The following is a 26,381-nucleotide window of genomic DNA, read 5'->3' as shown; positions in this document are numbered from 1 at the left end:
GTGGCGTTTCGGTGGTAGCGGTCTGGAGCGCCTGCGCCCAGGCAGCCGTGCCGGCCTACGACTTTTCGATCCCGGCCAAACCGCTGCCTCAAGCACTGAGGGATTTCAGTCGGGTCACGGGGCAGGGCGTGATCTACACCCAGGACGCGCCCTACGCGATCGATGCTCCTGCGTTGATAGGCTCATTCAGTGCGGAACAGGCATTACGCTTGCTCTTGAGTAGGTCCGCCCTCACATTCCGCCGCGCCACCGACGACACCTTTACGCTGCAGTCCCCGCCAGCCGAGGGCGTAGTCACCCTTGGCGCGACGCAGATCGCGTCCACTCGCAGCGCCGTTTACAGCTATCAGCCGCCCGCCGTGGCATCAGTGATGCGCAGCACAACCCCGTCGCTGGAAAGCCCGCAGGCGGTGAGTACCGTTCCTGCGCAGGCGCTGAGCGATCAGGCGCCGCGCAACCTCGACGATGCGCTGGCCAACGTGAGCGGCGTGACCCAGGGTAATACCCTCGGCAGCACCCAGGACACGTTGATGAAGCGCGGTTTCGGCGACAATCGCGACGGTTCGATCATGCGCGACGGCATGCCGGTGGTCCAGGGCCGCAACCTGAATGCCACCGCTGAGCGCGTCGAAGTCCTTAAGGGTCCGGCGTCGCTGTTGTATGGCATTCAGGACCCGGGCGGGGTGATCAATGTGGTCAGCAAGCGCCCCCAGTTGCCGTCGGCCAACGCGCTGACGGCTCGGGGTTCAAGCTTCGGCTCAGGCAAGAACGGCAGCGGCGTAACGCTCGATAGCACCGGCGCCATTGATGGCGCTGAAGGGGCGTCGGCCGGGCTGGCGTATCGCTTGATCGTTGACCACGAAGACGAAGATTACTGGCGCAATTACGGCGTGCACCGTGAATCGCTGATCGCGCCGTCGCTTGCCTGGTATGGCGATGACACCGAAGTGCTGGCGTCCTACGAGCACCGCGAATTTCTCTCGCCGTTTGATCGCGGCACGGCAATCGATCCTCGCACCAATCATCCGCTGGATATACCGGCCACCCGCCGTCTGGACGAGCCCTTCAACGACATGGAAGGGCGCTCGGATCTGTATCGACTCGAGGTCGACCACAGCTTCGACGACACCTGGAAAGGCCACATCGGTTACAGCTACAACCGCGAGACCTACGACGCCAGTCAGGTGCGGGTGACCGCCGTCAATCCGGCCACCGGCACACTGACCCGCTCCATCGACGGGACCGGCAACGCCCTGAGCACTGATCGCTTCACCACCCTGACCCTGAATGGCGATACGTCGTTGGCCGGCATGCGGCATGAACTGCTGATCGGCGTCGACGACGAGTACCGAAAAGTCGCGCGCGGTGAACTGATCCGCCAGAAAAGCCAAAGCACGTTCAGCTACGTGAATCCGGTGTATGGCCGGGAAGCAGAGGGCACTCAGGTCAGTGCGGCGGACAGCCATCAGCTCGACATCCTGCGCAGCGACTCGGTGTTTGTTCAGGACTCCCTGCACCTCAGCGAGCGCTGGATTTTCGTCGCGGGCGCGCGTTATCAAGTGTTTGATCAACAGGCTGGTAAAGGCTCGCCTTTCACGCGCAACACCGATTTGAACGGGCAGAAGTGGATTCCCCGAGCCGGCCTTGTTTACCGCTACAGCGATGAGCTGTCGGTGTATGGGAGTTACACCGAGGCGTTCAAGCCCAACTCCAGCATCGCCACGCTGGCGGGCGGCACCGTTCTGGATTCGGCGACGCTGCCCGAAGAATCAAAAGCGTGGGAGCTGGGCGCCAAGTGGGATTCTTCCGATGGCATCAGTGCGACGCTGGCGCTGTTCGACATCCGAAAGCGCAACGTGCTGGTGGCGAATTTTGACTCGGTGACAGCGAACACCGTGTACACCACGGCGGGTCAGGTGCGCTCGCGGGGGGTGGAACTTGACGTGAGCGGGCAGCTGTCAGAACGCTGGAGCCTGATTGGCGGTTACGCCTTCACCGACGCCTGGGTGGTTGAAGACCCGACCCTGAAAGGCAACCGCTTGCAGAACGTACCCCGGCACAGCGGGTCGGTTTCGGCGGTGTACGACTTTGGCGCCGCGCTGGGTGCGGACCGGCTGCGCGCGGGAGCAGGTGCCCATTACGTGGGCCAACGCGCGGGCAATGCGGACAATGATTTTGAGCTGCCCGGATACACCGTCGCCGATGCCTTCGCGACTTACGAAACCCGTCTGGACGGGCAAAAAGTGAAGTTTCAGCTGAACGTGAAAAACCTGTTTGATCGCACTTATTACAGCTCGGCGGTAAGCCGTTATTTCGTGTCGCTGGGAGATTCGCGGCAGGTGGTGATGGCGACGACGCTGGAGTTTTAACGCGACTGAAACGCAGCCCTGTACTCACCCGCCGTCGCGCCAACCGACTGTTTGAACCGGTTGCTGAAGTGGCTGGCGCTGGCGAAGCCGCATTCCAGGGCGATCTCGCCAAACGGCTTGCGCGACGAGCGCAGCAGTTCCCGGGCGCGGCTGAGGCGTCGGGCGAGCAGGTATTGATGGGGCGGCAGGCCGAAGCTTTCGCGGAACATTCGCGCGAAGTGGTATTCCGACAGCGCGCACATGCCGGCCAACTGGCCGAGGCTCAAGGGATCGGCAAGATTCTGCTCGATAAACTCCACCAACTGACGGCGCAAGTGTGGGGCCAACCCGCCCTTCAAGCGCAACCCTTCGCGCAGCCCCACCTGGCGCAGGACCATGTGATCGAGCAGCTCATGGGCGAGACTGCTGGTGAGCATGCGTTCGCCGGGCTCGCTCCAGTCCATGCGGATCAAACGATGAAAGCGCTCGGCCTGCAGCGAGTCGTCCAGAAACGTGTGCTCCTGCAACGCCAGCTGGCGTGGCTCGCGATCCAGCAGCGTGACGCAATTGAGGGCGAACTGTTCGGGGCTGATGTACAGATGCGCCAGGCGGATTTCCCCGTTCACCACCCAGGAAGACTGATGGCCGGCGGGCAGCGTGCAGATCTTGTCCGGAGCGCCTTTTAGGTCTGGCTGATCGCGGCGGAACGTCCCGGTGCCGCCGTCGATGTAGCACGACAGGGTGTGGTGCGTCGGCGCGTGGTAGTTCTGCGCGTCGTGGCGGTTGTTCCACAGCGCCGCCATCACCCCGTCGCCCAGGGTCGCGCACTTTTCCAGCTGCGCGTGGGGCGAGCTGTTCAGGGATTGGAAAACCTGGATGGTTTCAAGTGACGACATGGGCACTCCTCTACGCCTCGCATCCTACTCCGAGGGCCGCCGCCTGCCAGCGGGGTGACGATCAAATGCGCAAGTTTTTGCAAGTGAGCGCAGCGCCGCGTAGCCAGACTGAGGCTTCACTGGGGAGCCCGACATGAACATCACGTTGTATCTGCTGACCGTTTTGATCTGGGGCACGACCTGGATCGCCTTGAAACTGCAACTGGGCGAAGTCGCCATCCCGGTGTCGATCGTCTACCGCTTCGGCCTCGCGGCGCTGATCATCTTCGCGTTGTTGATGGCGACCGGGAAACTGCAGAAGGTCAATCGTCGCGGGCAGCTCATCTGTCTGGCGCAAGGGCTGTGCCTGTTCTGCGTCAACTTCATGTGCTTCTACACCGCCAGCCAGTGGATCCCGACCGGTCTGGTGGCAGTGGTGTTTTCCACCGCGACACTGTGGAACGCCCTCAACGCCCGGATATTTTTCAAACAGAAAATCGCGCGCAACGTCGTGTTGGGCGGGACGTTGGGGCTGATGGGCCTGGCGTGCCTGTTCTGGCCGGAGTTGGCCGGGCACAGCGCCAGTCGCGAGACCTTGATCGGCCTGGCACTGACCCTGCTCGGCACGCTGTGTTTCTCGGCGGGCAACATGCTTTCCAGCCTGCAACAGAAGGCCGGTCTGCGTCCGCTGACCGCCAACGCCTACGGCATGCTGTATGGCGCGACGATGCTGTGCGTGTATTGCCTGCTGAGCGGTACGCCGTTCGGGTTTGAGTGGAACGCGCGGTACATCGGCTCGTTGCTGTATCTGGTAATCCCGGGTTCGGTGATTGGCTTTACGGCTTACCTCACCCTGGTCGGCCGCATGGGCCCGGAGCGCGCGGCGTATTGCACGGTGCTGTTTCCGGTGGTGGCGTTGAATGTGTCAGCGTTTGCCGAAGGCTACCAATGGACCGCCCCGGCGCTGATGGGGCTGGTGCTGGTGATGGCGGGGAACGTGCTGGTGTTCAGGAAGCCCAGGGTGGTTACGCCGGTGGGTGCAAAACTGGCGTGAGAAGCTGGCTGGCGCGGACCGCCGGGAGCGGCATTCCCACGGGGACCGTGGGAACGATCACAGACTGGATTGAGAGAGCTGATCGTTCCCACGCTCTGCGTGGGAATGCAGCCTGTGACGCTCCGCGTCATCCCCGCTGAAATGGCGCGGAGCGCCGGGAGCGGCATTCCCACGGGGACCGTGGGAAAGATCATTAGAACTGTGACACTCAGCCCTTCCACACCTGCGTATTCACCAGATCCTGCGGCTTCTCGCCCAGTAGCGCGGCGCGCAGGTTTGTATAGGCGCGGTCGGCCATGGCCTGGCGGGTTTCGTCAGTCGCCGAGCCGATGTGGGGCAGCGTTACCGCGTTGCTCAGGGCGAACAGCGGCGATTCAGACAGCGGCTCTTTTTCGTAGACATCCAGCCCGGCGCCGCGAATGGTGCCGTCCTGCAGCGCCTTGATCAGCGCCGGTTCGTCCACGATCGGGCCGCGGGCGATGTTTACCAGAATGGCGCTCTTTTTCATCAGTGACAGTTCGCGCGTGCTAATCATGTGCTGGGTCTTTTCGCTGAGCGGCACCACCAGACAGACGAAATCCGACTCGGCCAGCAGTTGGTCCAGCGTACGGAATTGCGCGCCCAGTTCCTGCTCGAGGGCGGTCTTGCGGCTGTTGCCGCTGTACAGGATCGGCATGTTGAAACCCAGACGACCGCGTCGCGCCACCGCCGCGCCGATGTTGCCCATCCCCACGATACCCAGCGTCTTGCCGTAAACGTCGGTGCCGAAATGTGACGCCTCGATGCTGCGTTTCCACTTACCGGCTTTGGTGTAAGCGTCCAGTTCGGCGACGCGGCGCGCGCTGCTCATGATCAGCGAAAAGCCCAGGTCGGCGGTGCTTTCCGTCAGCACGTCGGGGGTGTTGGTCAGCATGATGCTGCGTTCGGTGAGGTAGCCGACGTCGTAGTTGTCGTAGCCGACCGAAATGCTCGACACCACCTCCAGCTGCTTCGCGCTCTCCAACTGCTCGCGCCCCAGCGTGCGACCGGCACCGATCATGCCGTGGCTGTGGGGCAGGGCTTCGTTGAACTGCTCGTTCAGATCACCCTTTTTCGGATCGGGGATGATCACGTTGAAGTCTTGCTGCAGGCGCTCGGCCATTTCCGGGGACACGCGGCTGAAGGCAAGGACGGTCTTTTTCATCGGATAGCTTCTCTCGGCAGGTCAGAAGGGCAATGCGTAGCACGCTAACATTCTTGCCGAGGGATTGGCAGGGTCACCGCCGTTGCGCGTGGGTGATGACTAAACCGTCTCCGGCAACACATGGGTCTGCAGATCCGCTTCATGGGCGGCCATGATTTCCGGCAACGAGCCGCGCAGGTACTCGACCCAGGTTTTGATCTTCGCATCCAGGTACTGCCGCGACGGGTAGATCGCGTACAGGTTCAGCTCGTGGGACCGGTACTGCGGCAATACCCGCACCAGCGAGCCATTACGCAAACCTTCGATCGCCGAGTAGATCGGCAGAATCCCGATGCCCATGCCGCTGCTGATCGCCGCCTGCATGGCGTCGGCCGAGTTCACCAGAAACGGCGAGTTTCCGATGGTCACGGTTTCCTGGCCTTCGGGGCCGTCAAACGCCCACTTTTCCAGCGGGAACACCGGGCTGACCAGACGCAGGCAGGCGTGATTGAGCAAGTCAGCCGGCCGGTGCGCCATGCCGAACGCCTTGATGTAGGCGGGCGAAGCGCAAACGATGCTGTACGTGATGCCCAGGCGCTGGGAGACGAAGCCCGAATCCGGCAGCTCGCTGGCGAGCACGATGGACACGTCGTAACCCTCTTCGAGCAGGTCCGGGACGCGGTTGGTCATGGTCAGGTCGAACGACACGTCCGGGTGATTGCGCCGGTATCGGGCAATCGCGTCGATGACGTAATGCTGGCCTACGCCGGTCATCGAGTGGACTTTCAGCTGCCCGGCCGGGCGCGCATGGGCGTCGCTGGCTTCGGCTTCCGCTTCTTCCACGTAACCGAGGATCTGCTCGCAACGCAGCAGGTAACGCTTGCCCGCTTCAGTCAGGGCGATGCGGCGCGTGGTGCGGTTCAGGAGTCGGGTTTGCAGGTGGGCTTCGAGGTTGGAGACAGCGCGCGAAACGTTTGCGGTGGTGGTGTCCAGTTGAGCGGCAGCAGCGGTGAAGCTGCCCGCCTGCGCCACGCAAGTGAAGGCGCGCATGTTTTGCAGAGTGTCCATTGGCCGTTCTCAGGTGAGATAGCAAATTGTGACATGAAGTAACTGATCCATGTCAGCCATACCAAAGGATTATCTCCTGTTCGGTAACAAAGATTCGCAGAAGTCCCGGCTTATCGCCGGACTAGACGCCCCCTAGAATCGCCGCATCATCGATTCCCCCTCCATTAGGTAATTGCAGCAGTGCCGCGTCGTCTCGTCAGAGGGCTCAAGCCCCTCAGTGTGTGGGCTTTAACGTTACTCATCAGCGGCTGCATCGGAACTGGCGGAATTGCCCCACAAGGCACAGCGTTGTCGCCCGACGCGCTGGCCACCGACGACGCCATCAAGGCGGCCGACAAAGACGCCCACTGGCCGGCCGGTCAGTGGTGGCGCGCCTATGGCGACGACCAACTCAATCGCTGGATCGCGCTGGCCGCGCTCGGCAGCCCCAGCCTGGCGATCGCCGCTGCGCGCGTGCGTCAGGCCAAGGCCCTGGGAGGCATCGCGGAGTCGGCGGAATCCCTGCACATCTCCGGTGACAGCTCCCTGAAACGCCACAACTGGCCGACGGATCAGTTCTACGGCCCGGGTGAGCTGTCGAACACCAGCACGTGGGACAACAACGCGTCGCTGGGCCTGAGTTATTCCCTTGATCTGTGGGGCCAGGAAAGCAATCACTCCGAACAGGCGATGGACATGGCGCACATGAGCGCGGCCCAGGAGCGTCAGGCGCAGCTGGAATTGCAGGACAACATCGTCCGCGCCTACATCCAGTTGTCCCTCAACTATGCCCAGCGCGATATCGCCGAAGCGACCCTCGCGCAACAAGAGCAGATCGTTGAACTGGCTCAGCGCCGTCTGAAAGGCGGCATCGGCACCCATTTCGAAGTCAGCCAGGCGCAAACCCCTTTGCCTGAAACCCATCGTCAGATTGACGCCCTGGACGAGGCCATTGCCCTGAGCCGCAATCAGATCGCTGCGCTGGCGGGCAAAGGCCCGGGCGAGGGCGCGAGTTTGCAGCGCCCGACGCTGTCACTGAACGCAGCGTTGAAGTTGCCGTCGGCGCTGCCCGCCGAATTGCTGGGGCAGCGCCCGGATGTGGTGGCCAGTCGCTGGCGGGTGGCGGCGCAAGCGCGAGGCATTGATGTGGCCCATGCCGGGTTTTATCCGAACGTCGATCTGATGGGCAGCCTGGGTTACATGGCCACTGGCGGAGGCATGCTGGAATTCCTCGCCGGCAAGAAATTCAACTACAGCGTGGGCCCGGCGATCACCTTGCCGATCTTCGACGGCGGGCGTTTGCGTTCGGAACTGGGCGTGGCGTCGGCGGGCTATGACGAAGCCGTCGCGCAGTACAATCAGACCCTGGTGATGGCGCTGAAGAGCATTTCCGATCAGCTGATTCGTCGCGAATCGATGGACAAGCAGCAAGCGTTCGCCGATCAATCGGTGGCCGCCGCGCAGAAAACCTACGACATCGCGATGGTTGCCTATACACGCGGCCTGACCGATTACCTCAATGTGCTCAACGCGCAGACGCTGTTGTTCCATCAGCAGCAGGTCCAGCAACACGTCCAGGCCGAACGCCTGACGGTGCACGCGGAATTGGTGGTGGCGCTGGGCGGCGGCTTGATGGCCGGCAATGACTCTCCTGCGCCGGAAAAGACCGCTGCCCCGAAAACGCCGGTGTCACTGGCGGTGTTTGATAAATGATGCGCTTCGGCAGGGCCTGGCGATGAACGCCGCTTTTAACTGGCTCAAATCCCTCGAATGGCGGCGCGGCCTTAATGATTGGGCGCGCAGCGATGGCGTGACGTGGATCTACATCGCCAAGGTGCTGACCGCGGCATTTTTGACCTACTGGATCGCCATGCGCCTGGAACTGCCGCAGCCGCGTACGGCCATGATCACCGTGTTCATCGTCATGCAACCCCAGAGCGGTCAGGTGTTCGCCAAGAGTTTTTACCGCTTGCTTGGCACCGTCGCCGGTTCCGTGGTGATGGTCACGCTGATGGCGCTGTTCGCGCAAAACAGCGAGCTGTTCCTCGGCAGTCTGGCGATCTGGGTCGGCTTCTGCTGCGCCGGGGCCGCGCGCTATCGCAACTTTCGCGCCTATGGTTTTGTGCTGGCCGGCTACACCGCCGCGATGACCGGATTGCCAGCGCTTGCTCACCCGGACACCTCGTTCATGGCAGCAATGTGGCGTGTCCTGGAAATTTCTCTGGGCATCGTCTGCTCGACATTGGTCAGCGCCGCGATCCTGCCGCAGAGCGCCGGCGCAGCGATGCGCAACACCTTGTACCAGCGCTTCGGGACCTTCGCCCAGTTCGTCATCACCGGCCTGCGCGGCGAGAGCGATCCGGCGTCGTTCGAAGCCAGCAATGTGCGCTTCATCGCCGATGCCGTCGGGCTCGAAGGCCTGCGCGCGGTCACCGTGTTCGAAGACCCGCACATGCGTCGCCGCAACGGTCGACTGAATCGCCTGAACAGCGAATTCATGACCATCACCACGCGCTTCAACGCCTTGCATCAGTTGCTCGAACGCTTGCGTCGGCGCGGCGTGACGCCGGCGGTTCAAGCCATCGAGCCTGGCCTGAATTCGCTGACTGGAGTGCTGGAGCCTTTCGCCGGGCGCGCGCTGACCAACGCTGACGCCGCGCTGCTCGCCAATCGGTTGAGCGTGTACAAGACCGATTTGCCCGAGCACGTGCGCAGCCTGCGCGCCGCGTTCGTCAAGACCGAGCCCAGCGATGAGGACCTGCTGGATTTCCACACCGCTTACGAGTTGCTGTATCGCTTCGTCGACGACATGCACGACTACGCCCAGACCCACGCGTCACTGGCCGATCACCGCCATGTGCGGGAAAAGTGGGTCGAGCCGTTCGTGTCCACCACCAGTTGGCTATCGTCGCTGGCGTCCGGAGTGCGCGCGACGTTCATTCTTGCGGTGATGTCTGTGTATTGGGTGGCCACGGCCTGGCCGAGCGGTGCGTCGATGACCCTCGTGTCCGCCGCCACGGTGGCGCTTTCCGCGACCACGCCGAACCCGAGGCGCATGTCGTTTCAGATGGCGTGCGGGACATTCCTGGGCGCCGTGCTGGGCTTTTTCATCACCTTTTTCGTGCTGCCGCGCATCGATGGTTTTCCGCTGTTGTGCATGGTACTGGCGCCGGTGTTCGTGCTCGGCACGTTCCTGACCACGCGGCCGCAATGGGTCGGCTACGGACTGGGGCTGCTGATTTTCTTCAGCATCGGCTCGGCGCCGGATAACCTCACGGTCTACAACCCGTACGCGTTCATCAACGACTACATCGCCATGGTCCTTGGCATGCTGCTGTGCGCAGCGGCGGGGGCAATCATCCTGCCGCCCAACAGCCGCTGGCTGTGGCAGCGGCTCGAAGGCAATCTGCGTCACCAAGTGAGTTTCGCCATCAGCGCGCCGCTGCGCGGGATTCGCTCCAGTTTCGAAAGCCGCACCCGTGACCTGATGCATCAGGCCTATGGCCTGGCCGCCGGCAAACCCGAGGTGCAGCGCAACCTGCTGCGCTGGATGTTCGTGGTGCTGGAGATTGGCCACGCGATCATCGAGTTACGCCGCGAGCAGGACATCCTGCCGGTACACCCCAGCTACGCCGAATCGCAACCTTGGCGGCAGGCGATTCGCGCCATGGGCCGCTCGCTGATTCGGCTGTTCATCCAGCCTGATCGCCACAATCTGGCGCGCAGTCTGTCGGCCGTCGATCACGCCATCGTCTGCGTGCAGAACACTGACGAGCCCTTCGCACCGCACTTCGACACCTCGGCGTTGCGCCGGGTGAAAAGCTACCTGCACTTCATCCGCACCTGCCTGCTGGATCCGCAATCGCCGCTGGCAGGCGCCACGTCAGAGCAGGCATCTGTGGCCTCGCCGCAAGGACAACTCAATGCCTCGTGAACTCGCCTTCCACGGCGTTTACATGCCGACCGTGACCGTCATGTTTCTGGTGGCGATGGTGCTTTCCTGGGCGCTGGACCGCTTCATGTCCGGGCTCGACCTGTACCGTTTTTTCTGGCATCCGGCGCTGCTGCGTCTGAGCCTGTTCAGCTGCATTTTCGGCGCCATGGCGCTCACTGTTTACCGTTGAGGCACGTTGGTTGAGATGAAAAAGCTCTTCAGTCTGATCGCGACTTTGTTGATTCTGGCCCTGGCCATCTGGATCGGCCGGCTGCTGTGGATTCACTACATGGACACGCCGTGGACCCGCGACGGCCGGGTGCGGGCTGACGTGATCAACGTCGCCGCCGATGTCAGTGGCGTGGTAATCGATGTGCCGGTGAAGGACAACCAGCCGGTGAAAAAAGGCGACCTGTTGATGCAGATCGACCCCGAGCATTATCAGCTGGCGGTGAAGCAGGCCGAGGCGATGGTGGCGTCGCGCAAGGCGACGTGGGAGATGCGCAAGGTCAACGCCAATCGACGCAAAGACATGGACGCCCTGGTGATCTCCGCCGAGAGCCGCGAAGACGCCAGCAATGTCGCGACCTCTGCCCAGGCGGATTATCAACTGGCGGTCGCGCAGCTCGAAGCCGCGCAGTTGAACCTGCAACGCACCAAAGTGCTGGCGGCGGTGGACGGCTACGTCACCAACCTCAACGTGCATCGCGGCGACTACGCGCGGATCGGTGAGGCGAAGATGGCCGTCGTCGACAGGAATTCTTTCTGGGTGTACGGCTTCTTCGAGGAGACCAAGTTGCCCCACGTCAGAGTTGGCGATCCGGCGGACATGCAGTTGATGAGCGGCGAAGTGATGAAGGGCCACGTCGAGAGCATCGCCCGCGCCATCTATGATCGTGACAACCCGGAGAGCCGCGAACTCATCGCTGACGTTAACCCGACTTTCAACTGGGTGCGCTTGGCCCAGCGCGTGCCCGTGCGCATTCACCTGGACCACGTGCCGGAAGGCGTCGTGCTGGCGGCGGGGATCACCTGCACGGTGATTGTGAATCCTGAGCAGGAAGGTTCGGTGCAGTAACACCTGAGATCCATGGAGGCTGAACGTAAGCCTTCGCAAGCAAGGTGGAGCGCCACCCCGGTTGCTCTCACAGGCTCGGGGTGGACTCGGCATCTCTTACTAGCTCACAGCTTCGAGTGGACGCAGGACTTGTGGGAGCGAGCTTGCTCGCGAAGACTATCAGCCCGGTAGCTAAAAATGCTGCGAATGTACTGGCCCCTTCGCGAGCAAGCTCGCTCCCACAAGTCTTGCATCGACCTCAGGTTAGTACGCGCCTGAGTGGGCTTGCTGTGGCAGCTAAGCCTTCTTATCCAGCTTGAATCGCTTGCTCAGAATCCATTCGAGCAGTGACTTGGGCAGCAAACGTTCCATGAGCGGCAGCGCGCGGCTGCCGTTGCCGGATCGCAGCAAGCGCGGGGGATGACGGCGTTGTACGGCGGTAAGCACGTCGCGGGCGAAATCGGCGGCGGGTGTCGGATTGCCCTGTGACGCATTGGCTCTGGCGCGGATGCCTTCTCGCCACGGCCACCACGGCGAATGTTCGTGAATCACCTGCTCGGCCTCGTGGCTGGCGTTCTGCGCGAAGTGGGTGTCGATAGCGCCGGGCTGGACTTCCATCACACGAATCCCGAAAGGCGCCAGTTCCATGCGCAGCGCGTCGGTCATGGCATGGACGGCGGCCTTGGACGCGCAATACGCACCCGCGAACGGCGTCACCAGCACGCCCGAAACGCTGCCGATATTCACCACCAATCCCTTGTTGCGGCGCAGTGTTGGAAACAGCGCGCGCGTCACGCCGACCACGGAAAACACGTTGGTTTCGAACTGCCTGCGCATGGCCTCGACACCGCCATCCAGCAACGGGCCAATGCCACCGTAGCCAGCGTTGTTGATCAGCACGTCGAGCCCTTTGCCACGTTGACCCAGCTCGGAGACGAGTCGATCAATCGCAGCGCTGTCATTAACGTCCAGCGTGACCGCGCGGAAACCTGCAGCGGTCAGTGACTCCACATCCGCCGGCTTGCGTGCGGTTGTCCAGACTTCATAGCCTGCCGCTTTGAAGGCATCCGCCATGGCGCGGCCGATGCCGCTGGAACAACCGGTGATCAACACCACAGACATGGTTCAGTCCTTGAAAAAAGAGAGGAGCGGCGCTCAGCCGGAGAATGTGCCTTGCAAGTGTTCGGCACGAAACTCCAGGGTCTGCGGCCGATAACCCGGGCGCAGCGGCGGCATCGGCAAGCAATCCTGCCACTGGCTGCCGGGCAACAAATCGCCCGGCCCGCGATAGCGCGGCGCGGTGTAGGTGTCTTCGGCCAGATTGACGGTATCGCCCGGCGCGTAGGCCGCGATTTTCCAGCGCAGTTCGGTAAGCGAAACCTTATTGCCGTTATCGATCAGCACCAGCAACGGCCGACCTGTCGGGCACTGCTGCGGCATATAGTTCACGCGCAGTTGCAGACGCTCCAGGCGCTGCCCATCGCGGCTGTCTTCCCAGACCACAAACGCGGCCACTACGCCCAATCCGACCGCTGCTGCCAGGGAAACGGGCAGGGCTCTGGAGGGGTAGCGCAGAAGCAAGATCAGCCAGGTGAACAGGAGTACGGCGCCGAAAATCATCGTGTCGATCTCGCGATTGCAGATGCGGGCATCGTACCGAAAGGGGAGGGGATTGGGCTAATGGATATGGCTCAACCCGAACCGTCCAGCGCAACCGTCCAGCCGGACCGGCGGTCAGTCAGAAATCCGGAGCCACACTAGTCTTACGGTATCTCCTGCAACGGATTGCACAGGTCATGGCTCATTCCTGCCCGCTACATACCCGCACTCCGACACTCACGGTAATAGAACCGCGCAGGCTGCCGGTTCGTACGGTGTCCTTTTATCGGGCTCAAACGGATGCGCCCATGACCGCGCGGGTTGACCGCCTTGCCTACGACCCCGTAGGAAGGCAAACGGCGCGTTGGGACCCGCGACTATGGGCTGCCGCCGATCTGGCATCGGACGCGACGAGCAATGTGAGTGTGGTCTTCTCGCTCAGCGGGGAGCGGCTGCTTTATGAGAGCGGCGATGCGGGGTGGCGCCTTCAATCAGTGGGGGAAGGTGGGCAGCGTGACGGGGGCTGGGACGGACGCGGAATGGTTCAGCGGGTCGAATACGACCAACAGCTGCGGCCGATCGCCTTATTTGAAGAACGGGGCGTACGGGACGGTACGGCGCAAACCTGCGTCGAGCGCTTGAGCTATGGAGGGCCTGATGACCATCACGCCAACCAATGCAATCAACTAGTCAGGCATTACGATCCGGCCGGCTCGCTGTGCAATACGTCGTTCGATATAAACCGGAATGCGCGCTCGCAGGCGCGGCGTTTTCTCAATGATCTGAACATGTCCAGTTGGCCGGAATCCGACGAAGCTTGCGACCAGCTTCTGGAACCCGGAGACGGCGCCGGGATGGCCTGGCGATTCGCTCCCACAGGCGAAATGTTCGAACAACGCGATGCCATGGGAAACACCCGGTTTTTTGCCCAGACGGTCGCCGGGCTGCTCAAGCAAACCCGCTTGCAGCTGGCCGGCCTGCCAGCGGAAACGCTGGTGAGCGATATTCAATACGACGCTTTCAATCGCGCGGTTTCAGAAACAGCCGGAAATGGCGTGGTCACCTCTGCGGCGTATTCAACACAGGACGCTCGTCTGGTGAACGTCCAGTCGACGCTTCCCGGTGGAGAAAGACTGCAGGATCTGCATTACGCCTACGATCCGGTCGGCAACGTGATCAGCATTGAAGATGCTTCGCTCCCTCAAAGCCATTTCATCAATCAGCTCACCAAGCCCATCAGCACATTCACGTACGACACGCTGTATCAGCTCATCGAGGCCACCGGTCGGGAGCTGGCGTCGGTCAATCGAGGTCGGGATCTTGCGGTGTTTCAATCGCCGATCGACCCCTCCCGACTGACGAATTACCGGCAGAACTACGAATACGATGCGGGCGGCAATTTGCTCAAACGCAGTCACGTTGGCGTGCAAGATCATTCGCAATGGCTGGCGGCGGCCAAAGGTAGCAACAGGTGCTTGGCTCAACTGACTGACACGCCGCCAACTGACGCCGAGATTGCTGCCGCATTCGATGCCAACGGTAATTTGCAGCGGCTGGAGCCCGGGCAAAATATTGAGTGGAACTCTCGCAACCAGTTGCGCAGGGTGACCCTGGTCGCCAGGCCTTCGGGAGTGGATGACAGTGAGGTTTACGTCTATGACGCAACCGGCCTGCGTGTGCGCAAGATTCGGACTGTTCAGGCTAAAAACGTCGTCCATTTGAACGACGTACGTTATCTGCCGGGCCTGGAAATCCGCGCCAATAGCGCGACTGGCGAAACGCTGCACGTCATCACCGCTCCTGGCGGACGCAACGCGGTGCGGGTTCTGCACTGGGTAAAGGGCAAGCCGGAGACGATAGACAACGATCAGACGCGTTACACGCTGAGTGATCACTTGGGGTCAAGCCTGTTGGAGTTGGATCAGCAATGCCTGTTGATCAGTCAGGAAAGTTATTACCCCTTTGGAGGCACAGCCTGGTGGGCCGGCCGATGCCAAATTGAAGCGCACTATAAAACCGTGCGTTATTCAGGAAAAGAGCGGGACGCGACCGGGCTTTACTACTATGGCCTGCGGTATTACGCACCGTGGCTGATGCGCTGGATCAATCCGGATCCGACGGGTGAACAAGGCGGGGTAAATCTGTTTTGCTTTTGCAGTAACTCACCGATCCGCTATCGCGACTCCCAAGGCGCAGCCCCTTACGATGTTCCCCAGGTCGTGGTGGTAGCCGCAGGAATGGGGGATTTCAGCCCGGTACAGCAGGCGAAAATGAGGCAGGCGCTGGACGCTGCAGGTTATCTGGTGGCTGGAACGCGTGATCAACTTCGCGAAGTGTCACCCAGCCAGGATGTAGTCAAGGCCTTCGACGCGACGTTTGGTGAACTGCCGGCACCCATTCGCGCTGAAACGAAAGAGGCCGTCGCAGAAAGCCTCGACAGTTATTGGAACCTCTTAACGGCATTTGGTAAGCCGCACGCGGATCTTGATATCGAGCTTTTTGACGGTCCATCCATGCTTAAGGGACGTACTTTATTGGCGGGAGAGTTCGAAGATGTTGTCCAGAGCTTTGGCGTTTCACGCACCCATCTTGACCAGGATCATGTGCTTGAGGTTGCCTGGACGTTGATCCATGAAACTTCCCATGCAGTCAATTTCACCGTTGATACCCATTATTACAAGCAGCCGAAACTGGAGGCCGATGCTACCGCTAAGGCTGTGCGAGGCTGGAGCAAACAAATAAGAAAGTCCTTGTCGCGAATTGTCAAATCAGGTCCTTCCGAGAAGCATGGCACTGCTTCTGTTTACGAGACCAGCATGCAAGGTTTAACAGATGACGCGGCTAACCGGCATCAACGCAGGGCCACCTTTGTGGGCAATGGCCGCGTAAGATCCTCGCTGTTACAGATGAATGCAGACACTTTTCCCGCGTTGGTCAGCGCAACCCGATTTCCTGAAAGATGGTTGCGCAAGTAGGTCTGACAAATATGCAGATCAAGACGGGAAGAACTCGACGCGCGACCCGATCAGTCATGTCAGGCCGGTGAAGCGGATCATCACTGGAATGGGGCGTGAAAATCGAAAGCGGAAAAAAGGGGAAAGGATTGGGCTAATGGTGCGTTGTGTGCTTCAGGTGATGGAGACCGCCACGTCACCGTGCGCAGCCTCCACACTCTACCTACTTGTCGAAAAAATAAGGTTTGTCGTTAGTGACGACGCCATGTCCATTCTCGGTATGCGGTTCTGCCGTCAACACCACCTTTTTATTTCGAATAATAGCGAAGGAGCTTCCGGGGAATGTTGCCCTTGTCTCCCCGTTGGGGTTGAAAGGTTGAAAGATCGTAGGGCCGGTATTTTCTTCACCAATTGCTCTGAAATTGATGTGGGTAATTTCTTTTTGATCCTTGCCTTCGTATTGCGGGAAAACGGCCTCCACATCCTCACCGCGAACCAGTGTGTAATCAGGTCGATCGAAGAAAGGGATCGGGTAAGCTTTGTTGTTATCGCTCATGATTCATCATCCTTGTGAATGGGTCAGAGGTGAATTGACCTCTTCCAAAAAGTACCTTTCGCCCGCCGGCCTGAATACTGTTAGAAGTGACACCACCAAGATGAATTGGCGATAACGATCGGCGCGAATATTCCGGTTCTCACCGCAACTATTCACAAAAAAGCCCCCGAAAACCCTCTGCGGATGGGGAATACGCAGAGGATTGACGGGGGCTAGTACTACTAGGTGAAGCGGTATTAACGCGCGATGGTCTGGGTCTTCACGCCGGCTTCGATGCCTGGGGTGGAGCGGCCGTAGACGTCTTCGAAACGTTCGATGTCGTCTTCGCCCAGGTAGCTGCCCGACTGGACTTCGATGATTTCCAACGGGATCTTGCCTGGGTTGCGCAGACGGTGAACCGAGGCGATCGGGATGTAGGTCGACTGGTTCTCGGTCAGCAGGAACACGTTGTCGTCGCAGGTGACCTGAGCGGTACCCGATACAACAATCCAGTGTTCAGCGCGGTGGTGGTGCATCTGCAGCGACAGGCTGGCGCCCGGCTTGACGGAGATGCGCTTGACCTGGAAACGGCCGCCCATGTCCACGGAGTCGTACGAGCCCCACGGGCGATAGACTTCGAGGTGGTTCTGGGTTTCGCTGCGGCCTTGCTCGTTCAGCGTGTTGACCAGTTGCTTGACGCCCTGAACCTTGTCTTTGTGGACGATCATCATGGCGTCTTTGGTTTCGACGACAACGATGTTGTCCAGGCCGATCACGGTCACCAGTTTGCCGTTGCCCTGGATCATGCAGTTGCGGCTGTCCTGAATAACGACATCGCCTTTGGCAACGTTGCCGTTCTCGTCTTTGGCGTGCACGTCCCACAGGGACGACCAGCAGCCGACATCGCTCCAGCCCGCATCAAGCGGTACGACGCACGCGCGCTGGGTTTTTTCCATGACGGCGTAGTCGATGGAGTTGTCCGGGCAGCAGGCAAAGCTTGCCTCGTCCAGGGAGATGCTGTCGCCTTCGTGTTTGCTGCGCTCAAGGGTCAGCAGGCAGTTGTCGTAGATGTCCGGATCGTGCTTTTTCAGCTCTTCCAGATAACGGCTGGCGCGGAACAGGAACATGCCGCTGTTCCAGTAGTAACCGCCGGCCTGGACGAATTCCTGGGCGCGTTGTTCATCAGGCTTTTCAACGAACTGTTGCACGCGGCTGACGCCTTCAGGCAGCAGGGCATCGGCGGTGGACTTGATGTAGCCGTAGCCGGTTTCAGGCTTGGTCGCCGGAATACCGAACAGCACCATTTCGCCGCGTTCTGCAGCGACGGTGGCCAGGGCCAGTGCGCGTTGCAGGGCTTTCTGATCGTCGATCACGTGGTCGGCTGGCAGGACCAGCATCAGCTCGTCGCGACCTTCATTGGCCAGCATCATCGCGGCGATGGCGACAGCAGGCGCGGTGTTGCGACCAAACGGTTCCATGATCACGGCCTGAGTTTCCAGACCCAATGCACCGAGCTGCTCGGTGACGATGAAGCGGTGGTCCTTGTTGCACACCACAACCGGGTGCTGCATGCCGTCGAACTGCAGACGCTCGACGGTCTGTTGGAACAGGGTGTGTTCGCCGGTCAGCGCCAGGAACTGTTTTGGAAACTGTTTACGCGAAAGAGGCCAGAGTCGGGAACCGCTACCACCTGACAAGATCACTGGAATCATTTTGTTTCTCCGTTAAGCAAAAATCGTTCGAATGGGCTGTAGGTCTTTTCGGTCTTTTCGGTCTTTTCGGTCTTTCTGGTTTTTGTCTTGCATCGCCCGGCGTCCTCTTGGCTGTCTGCTTGCTCCGCAGTGCCTGACGCCGAACGCTTAATCCCGTAAATCCTTGGCAGCGCGCTTGCGATCAAGCGCGCGCCTAAGGCCTCTCGGCCAGATTCAACTGTGTGTTACTGAGTGCCCGTCGGACGCTTGACCCAGACTGGCGACAGGCTGCTGCCGCTGCCAGTGACATACAGAACGGCAGCTTCACCGCGCTCCAGTGCAACCGGCTTCAGGTCGGCAACTTTCTTGTCGCCGTCAAACAGCGCGAAGCTGACTTTGACCGGGTTGATTTCACGCTCGCCGGTGCCCTTGGCAGACACAGCCTTGACCACGTCGGTTTTGCCATCAGCCGTTTTCAGGGTCAGCGCCTTGTCGCTCAGGTTCTGGACGCGAACCAGGGACTTCTGCTTGTTCTTGAACGGCGGCTCTTCAACCAGCTGCGGTGCGCCCGAAGTGTTGTTGACGATGGTGTAGTAGTGATCGCTGGCCAGTTTCACCGGCAGCGACTGGCTGCCGACTTTGGCGGTGTAGTCGCCCTGTGGCATGAAGCCGAAGTCACTGCTGGCCAATGGGCCGATTTCGTTGAGGCTGGTGTTGCCGACGCTGGCGGAGATTTCGCTGCTGCTGGCGTTGTAAACACGCACGAAGGTCGAGCCTTTTGGTGCGGTCGGGCCATACAGTGCGGCGTCGCCACCGGCGAATGCGGAAAGGGAGACGAAGCCCAGGCTCGCGGCCAGCACGCAGGTTTTCAGCAGGTTGGTTTTGCTCGAACGAACTGGCATTGGGTTCTGCGAAGTCATAGTCAAAGAGTCCTCTCAGTTTTGCGCCCGGGTGGGCGACTTGGAGTTGTTGGCGTTGTCCGCCAGATTCTGTTGGGGGTCACGGGCCTTTTTGAGTTCAGCGATCCACTGTGGGTCGAACTCGGTCAGGTCGTTGTGAGCGGGCAGGTAGCGTTCCGGGAATTCCCAGATCAGCACCTGCGGCGGGCTGCTCTTGAAGGCGTCGGTCTGCAGATACTTGAGCATCGGCAGGATCGGGCCATGGCCGTCTTCGGCATAATTCACCACGTCTGCGTGCAGGGCCTGTTTGAGCGCACCGGCGAAGTTCCAGTTCGGGTTGGCGCTGTAGCTGGTGCCGACCAGACCCACCGCAACCGAGTTGTCCGCGAACAGGGCATCACCGCTTTCGGCGTCAGCTTGGGCCGGGTTGGTGCTGCGCTGCTGCAGGTCATCCGGCTTGGGCAGCAGGTTGGTGAACAGCGGGTCCAGCGGCAGGAAGTTGGTCAGATCGCCCTTGTAGGGTTCGGTCGACTTGGCTTCGGTGACGAAGTTCTGCGGTTCAACGTTCAGCGGCACTTGCTTGCTGATCACGTCCCCCAACTGCTGGGCGACGATTTCCGCGCCCATTGGCGTCCAGTGAGTGTCGGTGCGCAGGAATACCTGGCCCTTCTCCTTGGCGCTTTGCAGCGGCGTCAGCAGATCAGGGGCAAGGATGCCGGCCTGATTCACCTGGGCGTGGAACTGCTGGTACAGATCGGTGTGCAGCGTGGCCGGTTTGTTGTCACCGACGTGCTCGGGGTACAGACGGGTCTTGGCAGGAACAATGGCCAGCACCAGTTGCGTGCCTTGCTTTTTCAGGGTGTCACGCACGCCCTGAATGATCGCCAGGTTGTCGGCTTCGTTCTGCTCGCTGTTGGCAACGGCGTCGAATTCTTCGTCGGTGTACAGCCACTGGTCTTTGCCCAGGATCACGCCCGGACGACCTTCGTTGAACACCTTGTAGTCCAGCGCCGCCCAGAGGTTGGTGCCCAGACGCTTGATCGGAAATTCTTCGTCGTAGTGGGTCTCCACCGCTTTGGTCCAGTGGCCATTGAGCACGGTGGTTTCTTTCGACGTCGAGAAACCGATGAAGCTGCGCAGCGACCACAGGCCCAGCACCAGCAGAAGTGCCAGGAACAGGAAGATGTAGAGGAAACGTAATGAACGGGTCATGTCAGGCTCCTCAGAACTGGAAGTAAAGGAACGGCGAGAAACTGGCCGCCGAGAGTTTCAGGATCGATGCAACGAACATCAGCAGGATCAGGGCGCGCATGACATAGCGCGACCAGTCGACGGTCCAGTAGGCAGGCTGAACCTGCGCTTCGGTGCCGACGATGTAACCCGGTTGATGAATGCTGCCTGGCTTGTCGCCCGGCACGGCCTTGATCAGGCCTGGCTCGGCAGCGGCAGGGCCATCGACCTGCACGGCTTTGTCGGTCGGTTTGGCTGGCGCGCGGTTGCGGTAGAAGTCACGCAGGCCGAAGAAGGCCAGAGTGATGTACGCCACGACCAGGGTTGCCACTTGCAGGCCTGTGAGGCTGGCGCGGTTGAGTTCTGACAGACCGAGATCGCCGAAGCTGAACATGGCGCCATACATACGGGCGGCAACATGCAGGTTTTCCGAGCGGAAGATGACCCAGCCCATGACCACCAGCAGGAAGGTGAACGCCCAGCGAACGACGTTGAACGTGCGCGGTGCCGTGTTCAGGCCGATGGCCTTCTCGATCGCCAGCCACACACCGTGCCAGGCACCCCAGACGATGTAAGTGATGTTGGCGCCGTGCCACAGACCGCCCAGCAACATGGTCAGGAACAGGTTGCGGTAGGTCGCGACCTTGCCGCCACGGTTGCCGCCCAGCGTGATGTACAGATAGTCACGCAGCCAGGTCGACAGGCTGATGTGCCAGCGACGCCAGAACTCGGTGATCGACTGACTGATGTAAGGCTGTTTGAAGTTTTCCATGAAGCGGAAACCCATCATCAGACCCAGGCCGATGGCCATGTCGCTGTAGCCGGAGAAGTCGAAGTACAGCTGAGCGGTGTACGCCAGCGCGCCAAGCCATGCGTCACCCGTCGTCGGATTCTGCAGGGCGAAGCAATGATCGGCGACCACTGCCAGGGTGTCGGCAATAAAGACCTTCTTGATGAAACCCTGCATGAACCGCGTGCAGCCCTCGGAGAACTTGTCGAGGGTGTGCGTGCGGTTGTTGAACTGATCGACCAAGTCGCGGAAGCGCAGTACCGGCCCTGCAATCAGGTGCGGGAAGATCGCCACGAACGCTGCAAAGTCGATGAGGTTGCGCGTTGCCGGCGTGTCGCCACGGTATACGTCGATGATGTAGCTGATGGACTCGAAGATGTAGAACGAGATCCCGATCGGCAGCAACACATGGGTGAGGATGAACGGCTCAAGGCCGATCGACGTCATCATTGCGTTGATGCTGTCCACGCCGAAGTTGGCGTACTTGAAGTAGCCAAGGATGCCCAGGTCGACCACCACGCCGAGCAGCAGCCAGCGCTGTGCCGGTTTGGTTCTGACCCCGGCGGCGCCTACGCGCAGACCGATCCAGTAGTTCCACAGCGTCACACCTGCGAACAGTGCCAGGAAATCCACTCGCCACCACGCGTAGAACACGTAGCTGGCGACCAGCAGCAGCAGGTTGCGATAGCGTTGCCCGCTCAGGTAGTACAAGCCGAGAAACACCGGCAAGAACAGGAACAGGAACACGTTGGATGAGAACACCATCCTTTATCTCTCCATTTGTCCAACATCAAGGGCCGAAGCCCCCCCAAACCCCCCACGAAAAATGGAGGGGTGAAACATGTTCGGTTTAACCTGGAACTACCCTGTGGGAGCGAGCTTGCTCGCGAATAAATGGGTGCCTCTCATGGCCCCTTCGCGCGCAAGCTCGCTCCCACTTGAGCCTCTGCTGCTCTTACGAACCGCCCTTGTCGCCTTTGTCACCCTTGTCGTGCGTCGGGTCATAAGTGCGGGTTATGTCGCCGCCGAGGCGGAAGTTCTTGAACGGTTGCATCTTGTGTTTCTGCTCAAGGACATCCGGGCCGCAGTCGTACAGCGAGCAGTACGGTTCAAGCCAGGCGAATTTCATGTCGGTTTTCAGGTCCGTCATGTCCTGCTTTTCGCCATCGCGGGCGGCGAATTCACTGCCTGAGTTCTTCACGCCAGCCAGCACCCGATCACCCAGACGCTTAAGGGCGCCGTTGTTTTCCTGACGCAAATCGACACCATTGGCCTGGGCGAAACTCGCGATCATGGCCAAAGGCGGAAGTGCGTAGTTGTGGTACGCCAGCGCACGCTGTTTGCGCTTGAGTTCGTTCGGCAGAAACCCTTGCGGATCGACCTGATTGGCGCCGATCTTGAATTCCTTCACCGCCCAATCGAACAGGTCCTGGCGATTGGTCGCGACTGCCGTGGACATCACGGCCCAGGCCGCCCAGTACGAGTGGTTGTTAGTCTTGTCGAGCGGCAGATCGTTCCAGTCGCTGACGACGTGATCCGCCAGTTTGCTGAACCAGGCTTCGATCACCTGCGCTTCCTGCTGGCGGGTGGCCAGAGGATGCGATTCGGAGAACTTCAGGCGCAGGTAAGCGGACGACATGCTGCCCAGTGCCCATTTGCGCATCGACTTGCCGGTGTGGTTGAAGTCGGTGGATTCCAGCGCATCGGCCTTGGCCCAGGTGGTCAGCATGTTGAGCGCGCAATCGAGCTGCTCCGGACGGCCGTCGCGCATGTACTGCATCACCACTTTGCTGGTGGCCCGCTCCATGCTCGTGATGTCTTTGGTCGCGTCACGGAAGGCCTGGTCCGAAACCATGTTCAGCGTGGCGCGGGCCTTGTCCGAGCCTTCGTATTTGCTGCGAAACTGCAGCGGACCGGTGTAGGGCTGCGGGATCGAGTCACAGCTGAACTTGCCCTGGCCCGTCTTGAATTTCTCGACACCTTCGTAGTAGCCCTGCGGCGGCACGAGTGTCGATGCAGCGCTGGCGCCTGTGGCGAACAGCGCCGAAGACATCATCGCCAGCGACAGAAGGGTAGGGAGCATCAGTTTTGGAGTGTGCATAAGAGCCTCATAACCCGGCTTGCGCGGTTTGATGCGCGACATTCGGGAACACGTTGCGTTTGCATACTTTCGCTTCGACCTGCTGTGGCGCAGTGCCCGCTTCGGGACCCTGCACTTCCAGTGCGAGCAATTGCTGGTCAGCCCAGTCCTTGTCGTCGCGCAGTTCGAAGGAGAAGCGCCCGTCGGTTTCAGATGTTTCAGGTTTTTCGATCTTCAAGTCTTCGTGGCGACCGTTCATGTACCAGAGGCGCGCCTGAAGGGTTTTCACTGAGTTGTCGGCGAACTTGATGTCGATCTGATTACTGCCGTTGCGCACATCCTTGATGCCGTTTTTGCCGTTGACCAGCAACTCGTTGATCCCAGGTTTAAGGGTGGTGCTGGCGCTCATGACCGCCGGTTTGCCTTCACAGCCGTTGTCCAGCAGCGACATCATCTGGCGATAGATGGTCTCCTGGTCCAGGCGGTAAAGCGGCGAGAATTCCCAGATGAGAATCTTCGGTGGGTGTTTCTGGAAGTCTTCGCTGCCCAGGTACTGCAGCATCGAACCTTCAAGGCCGCCGCCCGGGAAGGCGACGTTCAGCACATCAGCACCAATGTATTCCTGCAAAAAGCCGGAGAAGTTGTAGTTCTTCCCGCTGTGACTGGTACCGACCAGCGTGATTTCCGGGTTGCCGGAGTCACCAAACAGGTCGCCGTCGGCGGCTTCGCCTTTGGGTTCCGTCTCGAACTGGTCCATGTACTGGATGGCATAGCTTGTGCCGCACAATTGACCGGCCATATTGTGAAGAGTGCCCTTCTTGCCCATGCGACCTGACAGGTGGGTCTCGAATTCCCGGCGCGGTACACCGGCAAAAGCCTGCATCTTCTTCACGGAATCAGCGACGATTTTTGCTGTGCGCTGAGCGCCATACGGCGTCCAGTGCTGGTCACCGCGGAAGTAGAAATCGTGGGCCTGTTGCTCATTGGTCAACGGCGACAGGTCCGGCACGGTGTAGCCCATTTTTGCGAAACGGCCGAGCATGGCCTGGTAGTTGCGCAGCGCAGTGTTGTAGTCGAACTTGTCACGCTCAGCCGGGAACAGCTTGTTGCGATCAACCAGCCCGCGGGTCGGCTGATACACGACCACCAGCTCTACACCCTTGCTCTTGAAGGCATCGTGCAGCATTTGCATGCGGCGATAGCCTTCAGGCGTGGTGTCGAATTCGGTGCGCAGATCTTCACGGGTCCGGAACAGCCAGTCGCCCTGCGCCTGGACCAGGGTGGTGAAGTTTTGCTGATAACGGCTGACGTAGTTCTTCTCGTCATGTGCCTCAGGGCACAGGCTGCAGCAAGGCTCGGCCGTGAAGCTCGGGGCAGTGGTGTCCGCTGCATACGCGCCATTGCTGGCGGCGAACAGTGCAGCGGTCAGGCCCGAGAGGCTGAGCAGTTTGATCAAATGTGCGTGCATAGAAATATCTTCCTCAGTCCCGGAGTTGTTTCTGGCTTTCGACCGGGTCGATCAACACGGCTTTCTGTTGGCGCACCAGCAGATCGAGGATTTCGTCCTGACGTTCGCCCAGTACGCCGTTGAAGCTGATCCCGCTGGATTTGGTCGGTGCAAGCATCGAGACCCTGTACAGCTCGACACTCAACGGCGAATCGATAGACAGGGGGCCTGAGCCGTTGGAGGTCAGTTCCCCGCCAACCAGAATCAGCGAGACTTCGGCATCGAACGGGTCGAGCTTGATATCGCGGTCGGTGTCCGACAGGTCTTTGATGTGGCCATAGACGCCCATCAATCCGTTGCCGACGGCCAGGTTTTCGTACAACTTGATATTGGTGCTGTTACGAACCCGGATACCGTGCCGTTTATTGGCGAACACGCGGTTGCCCCACAGCAGATTGTCAGCACTCTCGTACAAGGTGATGCCGTCGGTGTGGTTGCGGTAAATCTCGTTGTACGCCACCAGGTTGTTCACGCTGTTACGGTCAAGGACGATGCCGGACAGGTGGTTGTCGTAGCTTTTGTTGTTGATGATGAAGCTGTCGTTCACCTCACGGGAGACGATGATCCCGTGCTTTTTCTTGGTCCCGTACACCGTGTTTTCGGCAATGATCAGACCATGGGAACGGTCATGGGGGTCGATGCCGTAAATGATGTTGTCGTGGTAGGTGCTGCCCTTGACCACGAAGTCGCGGGTTTCATAGCAGTAGAAGCCGTACCACATGTCCGAGAAGTCAGAGTTGACGATCCAGCCGGTTGGCTCGGGGCGGTTCATCTGAGCCTTCATGTTCGGCGTGTACTGGGAAATACTGATGCCGTACGACTTACTGTTGTTGTAACCCAGGCTCGCCACTTTGGTGTTGAACATGTAGGTCTGGGTGCCGCCCCAGGACAGCAGAAACGGACGGAATTCCTTCGGCGCTTTATACGTCGACGGGCCGTTGGCTTTTTCGCTCCAGCCGGTCAGCTTGGTGTCCGACATGAACAGCAGATTGTCGTTGACCAGAAACGCACCGGCGTCCTGAGACAGGCGCAATTCGGTGGTCTTCTTGTCAACTTCCAGGATGCCGTTCTTGCCGACGACGATCGGCAGACGCGCCAGAAACACGCCCGGTGAGGTTTCGCTCAGGTACTGTTTAGGCACCTTCTTCGCAAGCTCCTGCAGGGTCATGTAGCCGTCTTCGATGAAGATCGCCTGTGGGATCCCGTGCTGACGGGCTACCCATTCGGCCATCTTGTTGTCACCGCCAACGAACTCCTTCAGCGAGTCTTCCAGCATCATGCGTTTGATCGCAACCTTGCCTGGTTTGCTGCGCACGATCTTCTTTTGCATGGCCTGCAGGGTGTAACCCGACAGGTCAGGCAGCTTTGGTTTGTCCATCAGCAGTGGCTCGACGGGCGGACTGCTGATGGAGTAGGTCTTGGCCTCATGCAGGCCTTTGACCACTTCTTCCTTGGTATCGGTCGGATGCGCCGCAGGGGCGGGGACCGGCAGCGGGCTATTGGCCATGGCCGCAGTGCTGGCGAGCAGCAAGGCGCTGCTCAGCACAGCGCTTTCCAGCAGGGCATACGGCCATGCCCGGTGACGCAATCTGCTTGCTTGACTGTTCATCTCATTGCAC

Annotated in this window: 20 protein-coding genes; 7 read left to right on the top strand and 13 right to left on the bottom strand. The window is 60.3% G+C overall.

The window, feature by feature from the left end; translation table 11 throughout:
• Positions 1–11 precede the first annotated feature (11 nt).
• On the top strand, positions 12–2,369 hold the full coding sequence (locus FX982_RS03535; protein WP_254074906.1) for a TonB-dependent siderophore receptor: 2,358 nt from the start codon (positions 12–14) through the stop codon (positions 2,367–2,369).
• Here FX982_RS03535 and FX982_RS03530 read toward each other — a convergent pair.
• Positions 2,366–3,244: a helix-turn-helix domain-containing protein gene (locus FX982_RS03530; RefSeq protein WP_172609663.1), complete on the bottom strand. Its 879-nt coding sequence runs from the start codon at positions 3,242–3,244 to the stop codon at positions 2,366–2,368. The two genes, FX982_RS03535 and FX982_RS03530, sit on opposite strands and share 4 nt — an antisense overlap.
• Before the next feature lie 133 nt (positions 3,245–3,377).
• Between FX982_RS03530 and FX982_RS03525 the strand changes: the two genes are divergently transcribed.
• A complete protein-coding gene (locus FX982_RS03525; protein ID WP_172609662.1) occupies positions 3,378–4,277 on the top strand; it encodes a DMT family transporter in 900 nt (299 codons plus the stop codon).
• Between the two features lie 208 nt (positions 4,278–4,485).
• Here the strand turns inward: FX982_RS03525 and FX982_RS03520 are convergent, their stop codons facing one another.
• Together FX982_RS03520 and FX982_RS03515 are read right to left on the bottom strand one after the other, a co-directional pair.
• Positions 4,486–5,460: a 2-hydroxyacid dehydrogenase gene (locus tag FX982_RS03520; protein ID WP_172609661.1), complete on the bottom strand. Its 975-nt coding sequence runs from the start codon at positions 5,458–5,460 to the stop codon at positions 4,486–4,488.
• 99 nt (positions 5,461–5,559) lie between these two features.
• A complete protein-coding gene (locus FX982_RS03515; protein WP_133772022.1) occupies positions 5,560–6,507 on the bottom strand; it encodes a LysR family transcriptional regulator in 948 nt (315 codons plus the stop codon).
• Between the two features lie 180 nt (positions 6,508–6,687).
• On the opposite strand from FX982_RS03515, the gene FX982_RS03510 reads away from it, so the two are divergent.
• The 4 genes from FX982_RS03510 to FX982_RS03495 are packed head-to-tail and all read left to right on the top strand — an operon-like array spanning position 6,688 to position 11,498.
• Positions 6,688–8,199 (top strand): efflux transporter outer membrane subunit, encoded by a 1,512-nt coding sequence (locus tag FX982_RS03510; protein WP_172609660.1) that lies wholly within the window; start codon positions 6,688–6,690, stop codon positions 8,197–8,199.
• A gap of 22 nt (positions 8,200–8,221) precedes the next feature.
• Positions 8,222–10,420: an FUSC family protein gene (locus FX982_RS03505; RefSeq protein ID WP_172609659.1), complete on the top strand. Its 2,199-nt coding sequence runs from the start codon at positions 8,222–8,224 to the stop codon at positions 10,418–10,420.
• Positions 10,410–10,610, top strand: a complete 201-nt coding sequence (locus FX982_RS03500) for a DUF1656 domain-containing protein (protein ID WP_065991906.1) — start codon at positions 10,410–10,412, stop codon at positions 10,608–10,610. The genes FX982_RS03505 and FX982_RS03500 overlap by 11 nt, the downstream gene beginning before the upstream one ends.
• 15 nt (positions 10,611–10,625) lie before the next feature.
• Positions 10,626–11,498 carry an efflux RND transporter periplasmic adaptor subunit gene (locus tag FX982_RS03495; RefSeq protein WP_172609658.1) on the top strand — a complete coding sequence of 291 codons (873 nt, stop codon included), beginning with the start codon at positions 10,626–10,628 and terminating at the stop codon, positions 11,496–11,498.
• Between the two features lie 276 nt (positions 11,499–11,774).
• On the opposite strand, the gene FX982_RS03490 is transcribed toward FX982_RS03495, so the two are convergent.
• Both FX982_RS03490 and FX982_RS03485 read right to left on the bottom strand, forming a co-directional pair.
• Positions 11,775–12,599, bottom strand: a complete 825-nt coding sequence (locus tag FX982_RS03490; RefSeq protein WP_172609657.1) for an SDR family oxidoreductase — start codon at positions 12,597–12,599, stop codon at positions 11,775–11,777.
• 33 nt (positions 12,600–12,632) lie between these two features.
• On the bottom strand, positions 12,633–13,097 hold the full coding sequence (locus FX982_RS03485; RefSeq protein ID WP_172609656.1) for a multidrug transporter: 465 nt from the start codon (positions 13,095–13,097) through the stop codon (positions 12,633–12,635).
• 287 nt (positions 13,098–13,384) lie between these two features.
• On the opposite strand from FX982_RS03485, the gene FX982_RS03480 reads away from it, so the two are divergent.
• The gene (locus FX982_RS03480) at positions 13,385–16,051 is read left to right on the top strand and encodes an RHS repeat domain-containing protein (protein WP_254074873.1); all 2,667 of its coding nucleotides are present in this window, start codon (positions 13,385–13,387) and stop codon (positions 16,049–16,051) included.
• Between the two features lie 202 nt (positions 16,052–16,253).
• Here the strand turns inward: FX982_RS03480 and FX982_RS03475 are convergent, their stop codons facing one another.
• From FX982_RS03475 to algG, 8 genes are all read right to left on the bottom strand, one after another.
• Positions 16,254–16,586, bottom strand: coding sequence for a hypothetical protein (locus FX982_RS03475; RefSeq protein WP_172609654.1), 333 nt, complete (start codon positions 16,584–16,586; stop codon positions 16,254–16,256).
• Between the two features lie 236 nt (positions 16,587–16,822).
• Positions 16,823–18,277 carry a mannose-1-phosphate guanylyltransferase/mannose-6-phosphate isomerase gene (locus FX982_RS03470; RefSeq protein WP_122535838.1) on the bottom strand — a complete coding sequence of 485 codons (1,455 nt, stop codon included), beginning with the start codon at positions 18,275–18,277 and terminating at the stop codon, positions 16,823–16,825.
• A gap of 224 nt (positions 18,278–18,501) precedes the next feature.
• A complete protein-coding gene (locus FX982_RS03465) occupies positions 18,502–19,158 on the bottom strand; it encodes an alginate O-acetyltransferase AlgF (RefSeq protein ID WP_065993158.1) in 657 nt (218 codons plus the stop codon).
• 33 nt (positions 19,159–19,191) lie between these two features.
• On the bottom strand, positions 19,192–20,367 hold the full coding sequence (locus FX982_RS03460) for an alginate O-acetyltransferase (protein WP_172609653.1): 1,176 nt from the start codon (positions 20,365–20,367) through the stop codon (positions 19,192–19,194).
• A 10-nt stretch (positions 20,368–20,377) separates the two neighbouring features.
• Positions 20,378–21,940 carry an MBOAT family O-acyltransferase gene (locus FX982_RS03455; RefSeq protein WP_172609652.1) on the bottom strand — a complete coding sequence of 521 codons (1,563 nt, stop codon included), beginning with the start codon at positions 21,938–21,940 and terminating at the stop codon, positions 20,378–20,380.
• 190 nt (positions 21,941–22,130) lie between these two features.
• Positions 22,131–23,276, bottom strand: a complete 1,146-nt coding sequence (locus tag FX982_RS03450; RefSeq protein ID WP_172609651.1) for a mannuronate-specific alginate lyase — start codon at positions 23,274–23,276, stop codon at positions 22,131–22,133.
• Between the two features lie 7 nt (positions 23,277–23,283).
• Positions 23,284–24,723, bottom strand: coding sequence for an alginate O-acetyltransferase (locus FX982_RS03445; RefSeq protein WP_108120673.1), 1,440 nt, complete (start codon positions 24,721–24,723; stop codon positions 23,284–23,286).
• Positions 24,724–24,736: 13 nt separating this feature from the next.
• A complete protein-coding gene (gene algG / locus FX982_RS03440) occupies positions 24,737–26,371 on the bottom strand; it encodes a mannuronan 5-epimerase AlgG (RefSeq protein ID WP_172609650.1) in 1,635 nt (544 codons plus the stop codon).
• Between the last annotated feature and the right edge of the window lie 10 nt (positions 26,372–26,381).

This window comes from Pseudomonas graminis (assembly GCF_013201545.1).
Taxonomy (GTDB): Bacteria; Pseudomonadota; Gammaproteobacteria; order Pseudomonadales; family Pseudomonadaceae; genus Aquipseudomonas.
The sequence above is the reverse complement of the archived record's forward strand: the minus strand, read 5'-3'. Positions and strand labels throughout refer to the sequence as shown.

Bases quoted from the DNA above. Each gene is read 5' to 3' on its own strand.
- FX982_RS03465 (WP_065993158.1), bottom strand. From the start codon at position 19,158: ATGCCAGTTCGTTCGAGCAAAACCAACCTGCTGAAAACCTGCGTGCTG.
- FX982_RS03455 (WP_172609652.1), bottom strand. From the start codon at position 21,940: ATGGTGTTCTCATCCAACGTGTTCCTGTTCCTGTTCTTGCCGGTGTTT.
- FX982_RS03515 (WP_133772022.1), bottom strand. From the start codon at position 6,507: ATGGACACTCTGCAAAACATGCGCGCCTTCACTTGCGTGGCGCAGGCG.
- FX982_RS03460 (WP_172609653.1), bottom strand. From the start codon at position 20,367: ATGACCCGTTCATTACGTTTCCTCTACATCTTCCTGTTCCTGGCACTT.
- FX982_RS03530 (WP_172609663.1), bottom strand. From the start codon at position 3,244: ATGTCGTCACTTGAAACCATCCAGGTTTTCCAATCCCTGAACAGCTCG.
- FX982_RS03450 (WP_172609651.1), bottom strand. From the start codon at position 23,276: ATGCACACTCCAAAACTGATGCTCCCTACCCTTCTGTCGCTGGCGATG.
- FX982_RS03500 (WP_065991906.1), top strand. From the start codon at position 10,410: ATGCCTCGTGAACTCGCCTTCCACGGCGTTTACATGCCGACCGTGACC.
- FX982_RS03520 (WP_172609661.1), bottom strand. From the start codon at position 5,460: ATGAAAAAGACCGTCCTTGCCTTCAGCCGCGTGTCCCCGGAAATGGCC.
- FX982_RS03475 (WP_172609654.1), bottom strand. From the start codon at position 16,586: ATGAGCGATAACAACAAAGCTTACCCGATCCCTTTCTTCGATCGACCT.
- FX982_RS03470 (WP_122535838.1), bottom strand. From the start codon at position 18,277: ATGATTCCAGTGATCTTGTCAGGTGGTAGCGGTTCCCGACTCTGGCCT.
- FX982_RS03525 (WP_172609662.1), top strand. From the start codon at position 3,378: ATGAACATCACGTTGTATCTGCTGACCGTTTTGATCTGGGGCACGACC.
- FX982_RS03490 (WP_172609657.1), bottom strand. From the start codon at position 12,599: ATGTCTGTGGTGTTGATCACCGGTTGTTCCAGCGGCATCGGCCGCGCC.
- FX982_RS03445 (WP_108120673.1), bottom strand. From the start codon at position 24,723: ATGCACGCACATTTGATCAAACTGCTCAGCCTCTCGGGCCTGACCGCT.
- FX982_RS03505 (WP_172609659.1), top strand. From the start codon at position 8,222: ATGAACGCCGCTTTTAACTGGCTCAAATCCCTCGAATGGCGGCGCGGC.
- FX982_RS03495 (WP_172609658.1), top strand. From the start codon at position 10,626: ATGAAAAAGCTCTTCAGTCTGATCGCGACTTTGTTGATTCTGGCCCTG.
- algG (WP_172609650.1), bottom strand. From the start codon at position 26,371: ATGAACAGTCAAGCAAGCAGATTGCGTCACCGGGCATGGCCGTATGCC.
- FX982_RS03485 (WP_172609656.1), bottom strand. From the start codon at position 13,097: ATGATTTTCGGCGCCGTACTCCTGTTCACCTGGCTGATCTTGCTTCTG.
- FX982_RS03480 (WP_254074873.1), top strand. From the start codon at position 13,385: ATGACCGCGCGGGTTGACCGCCTTGCCTACGACCCCGTAGGAAGGCAA.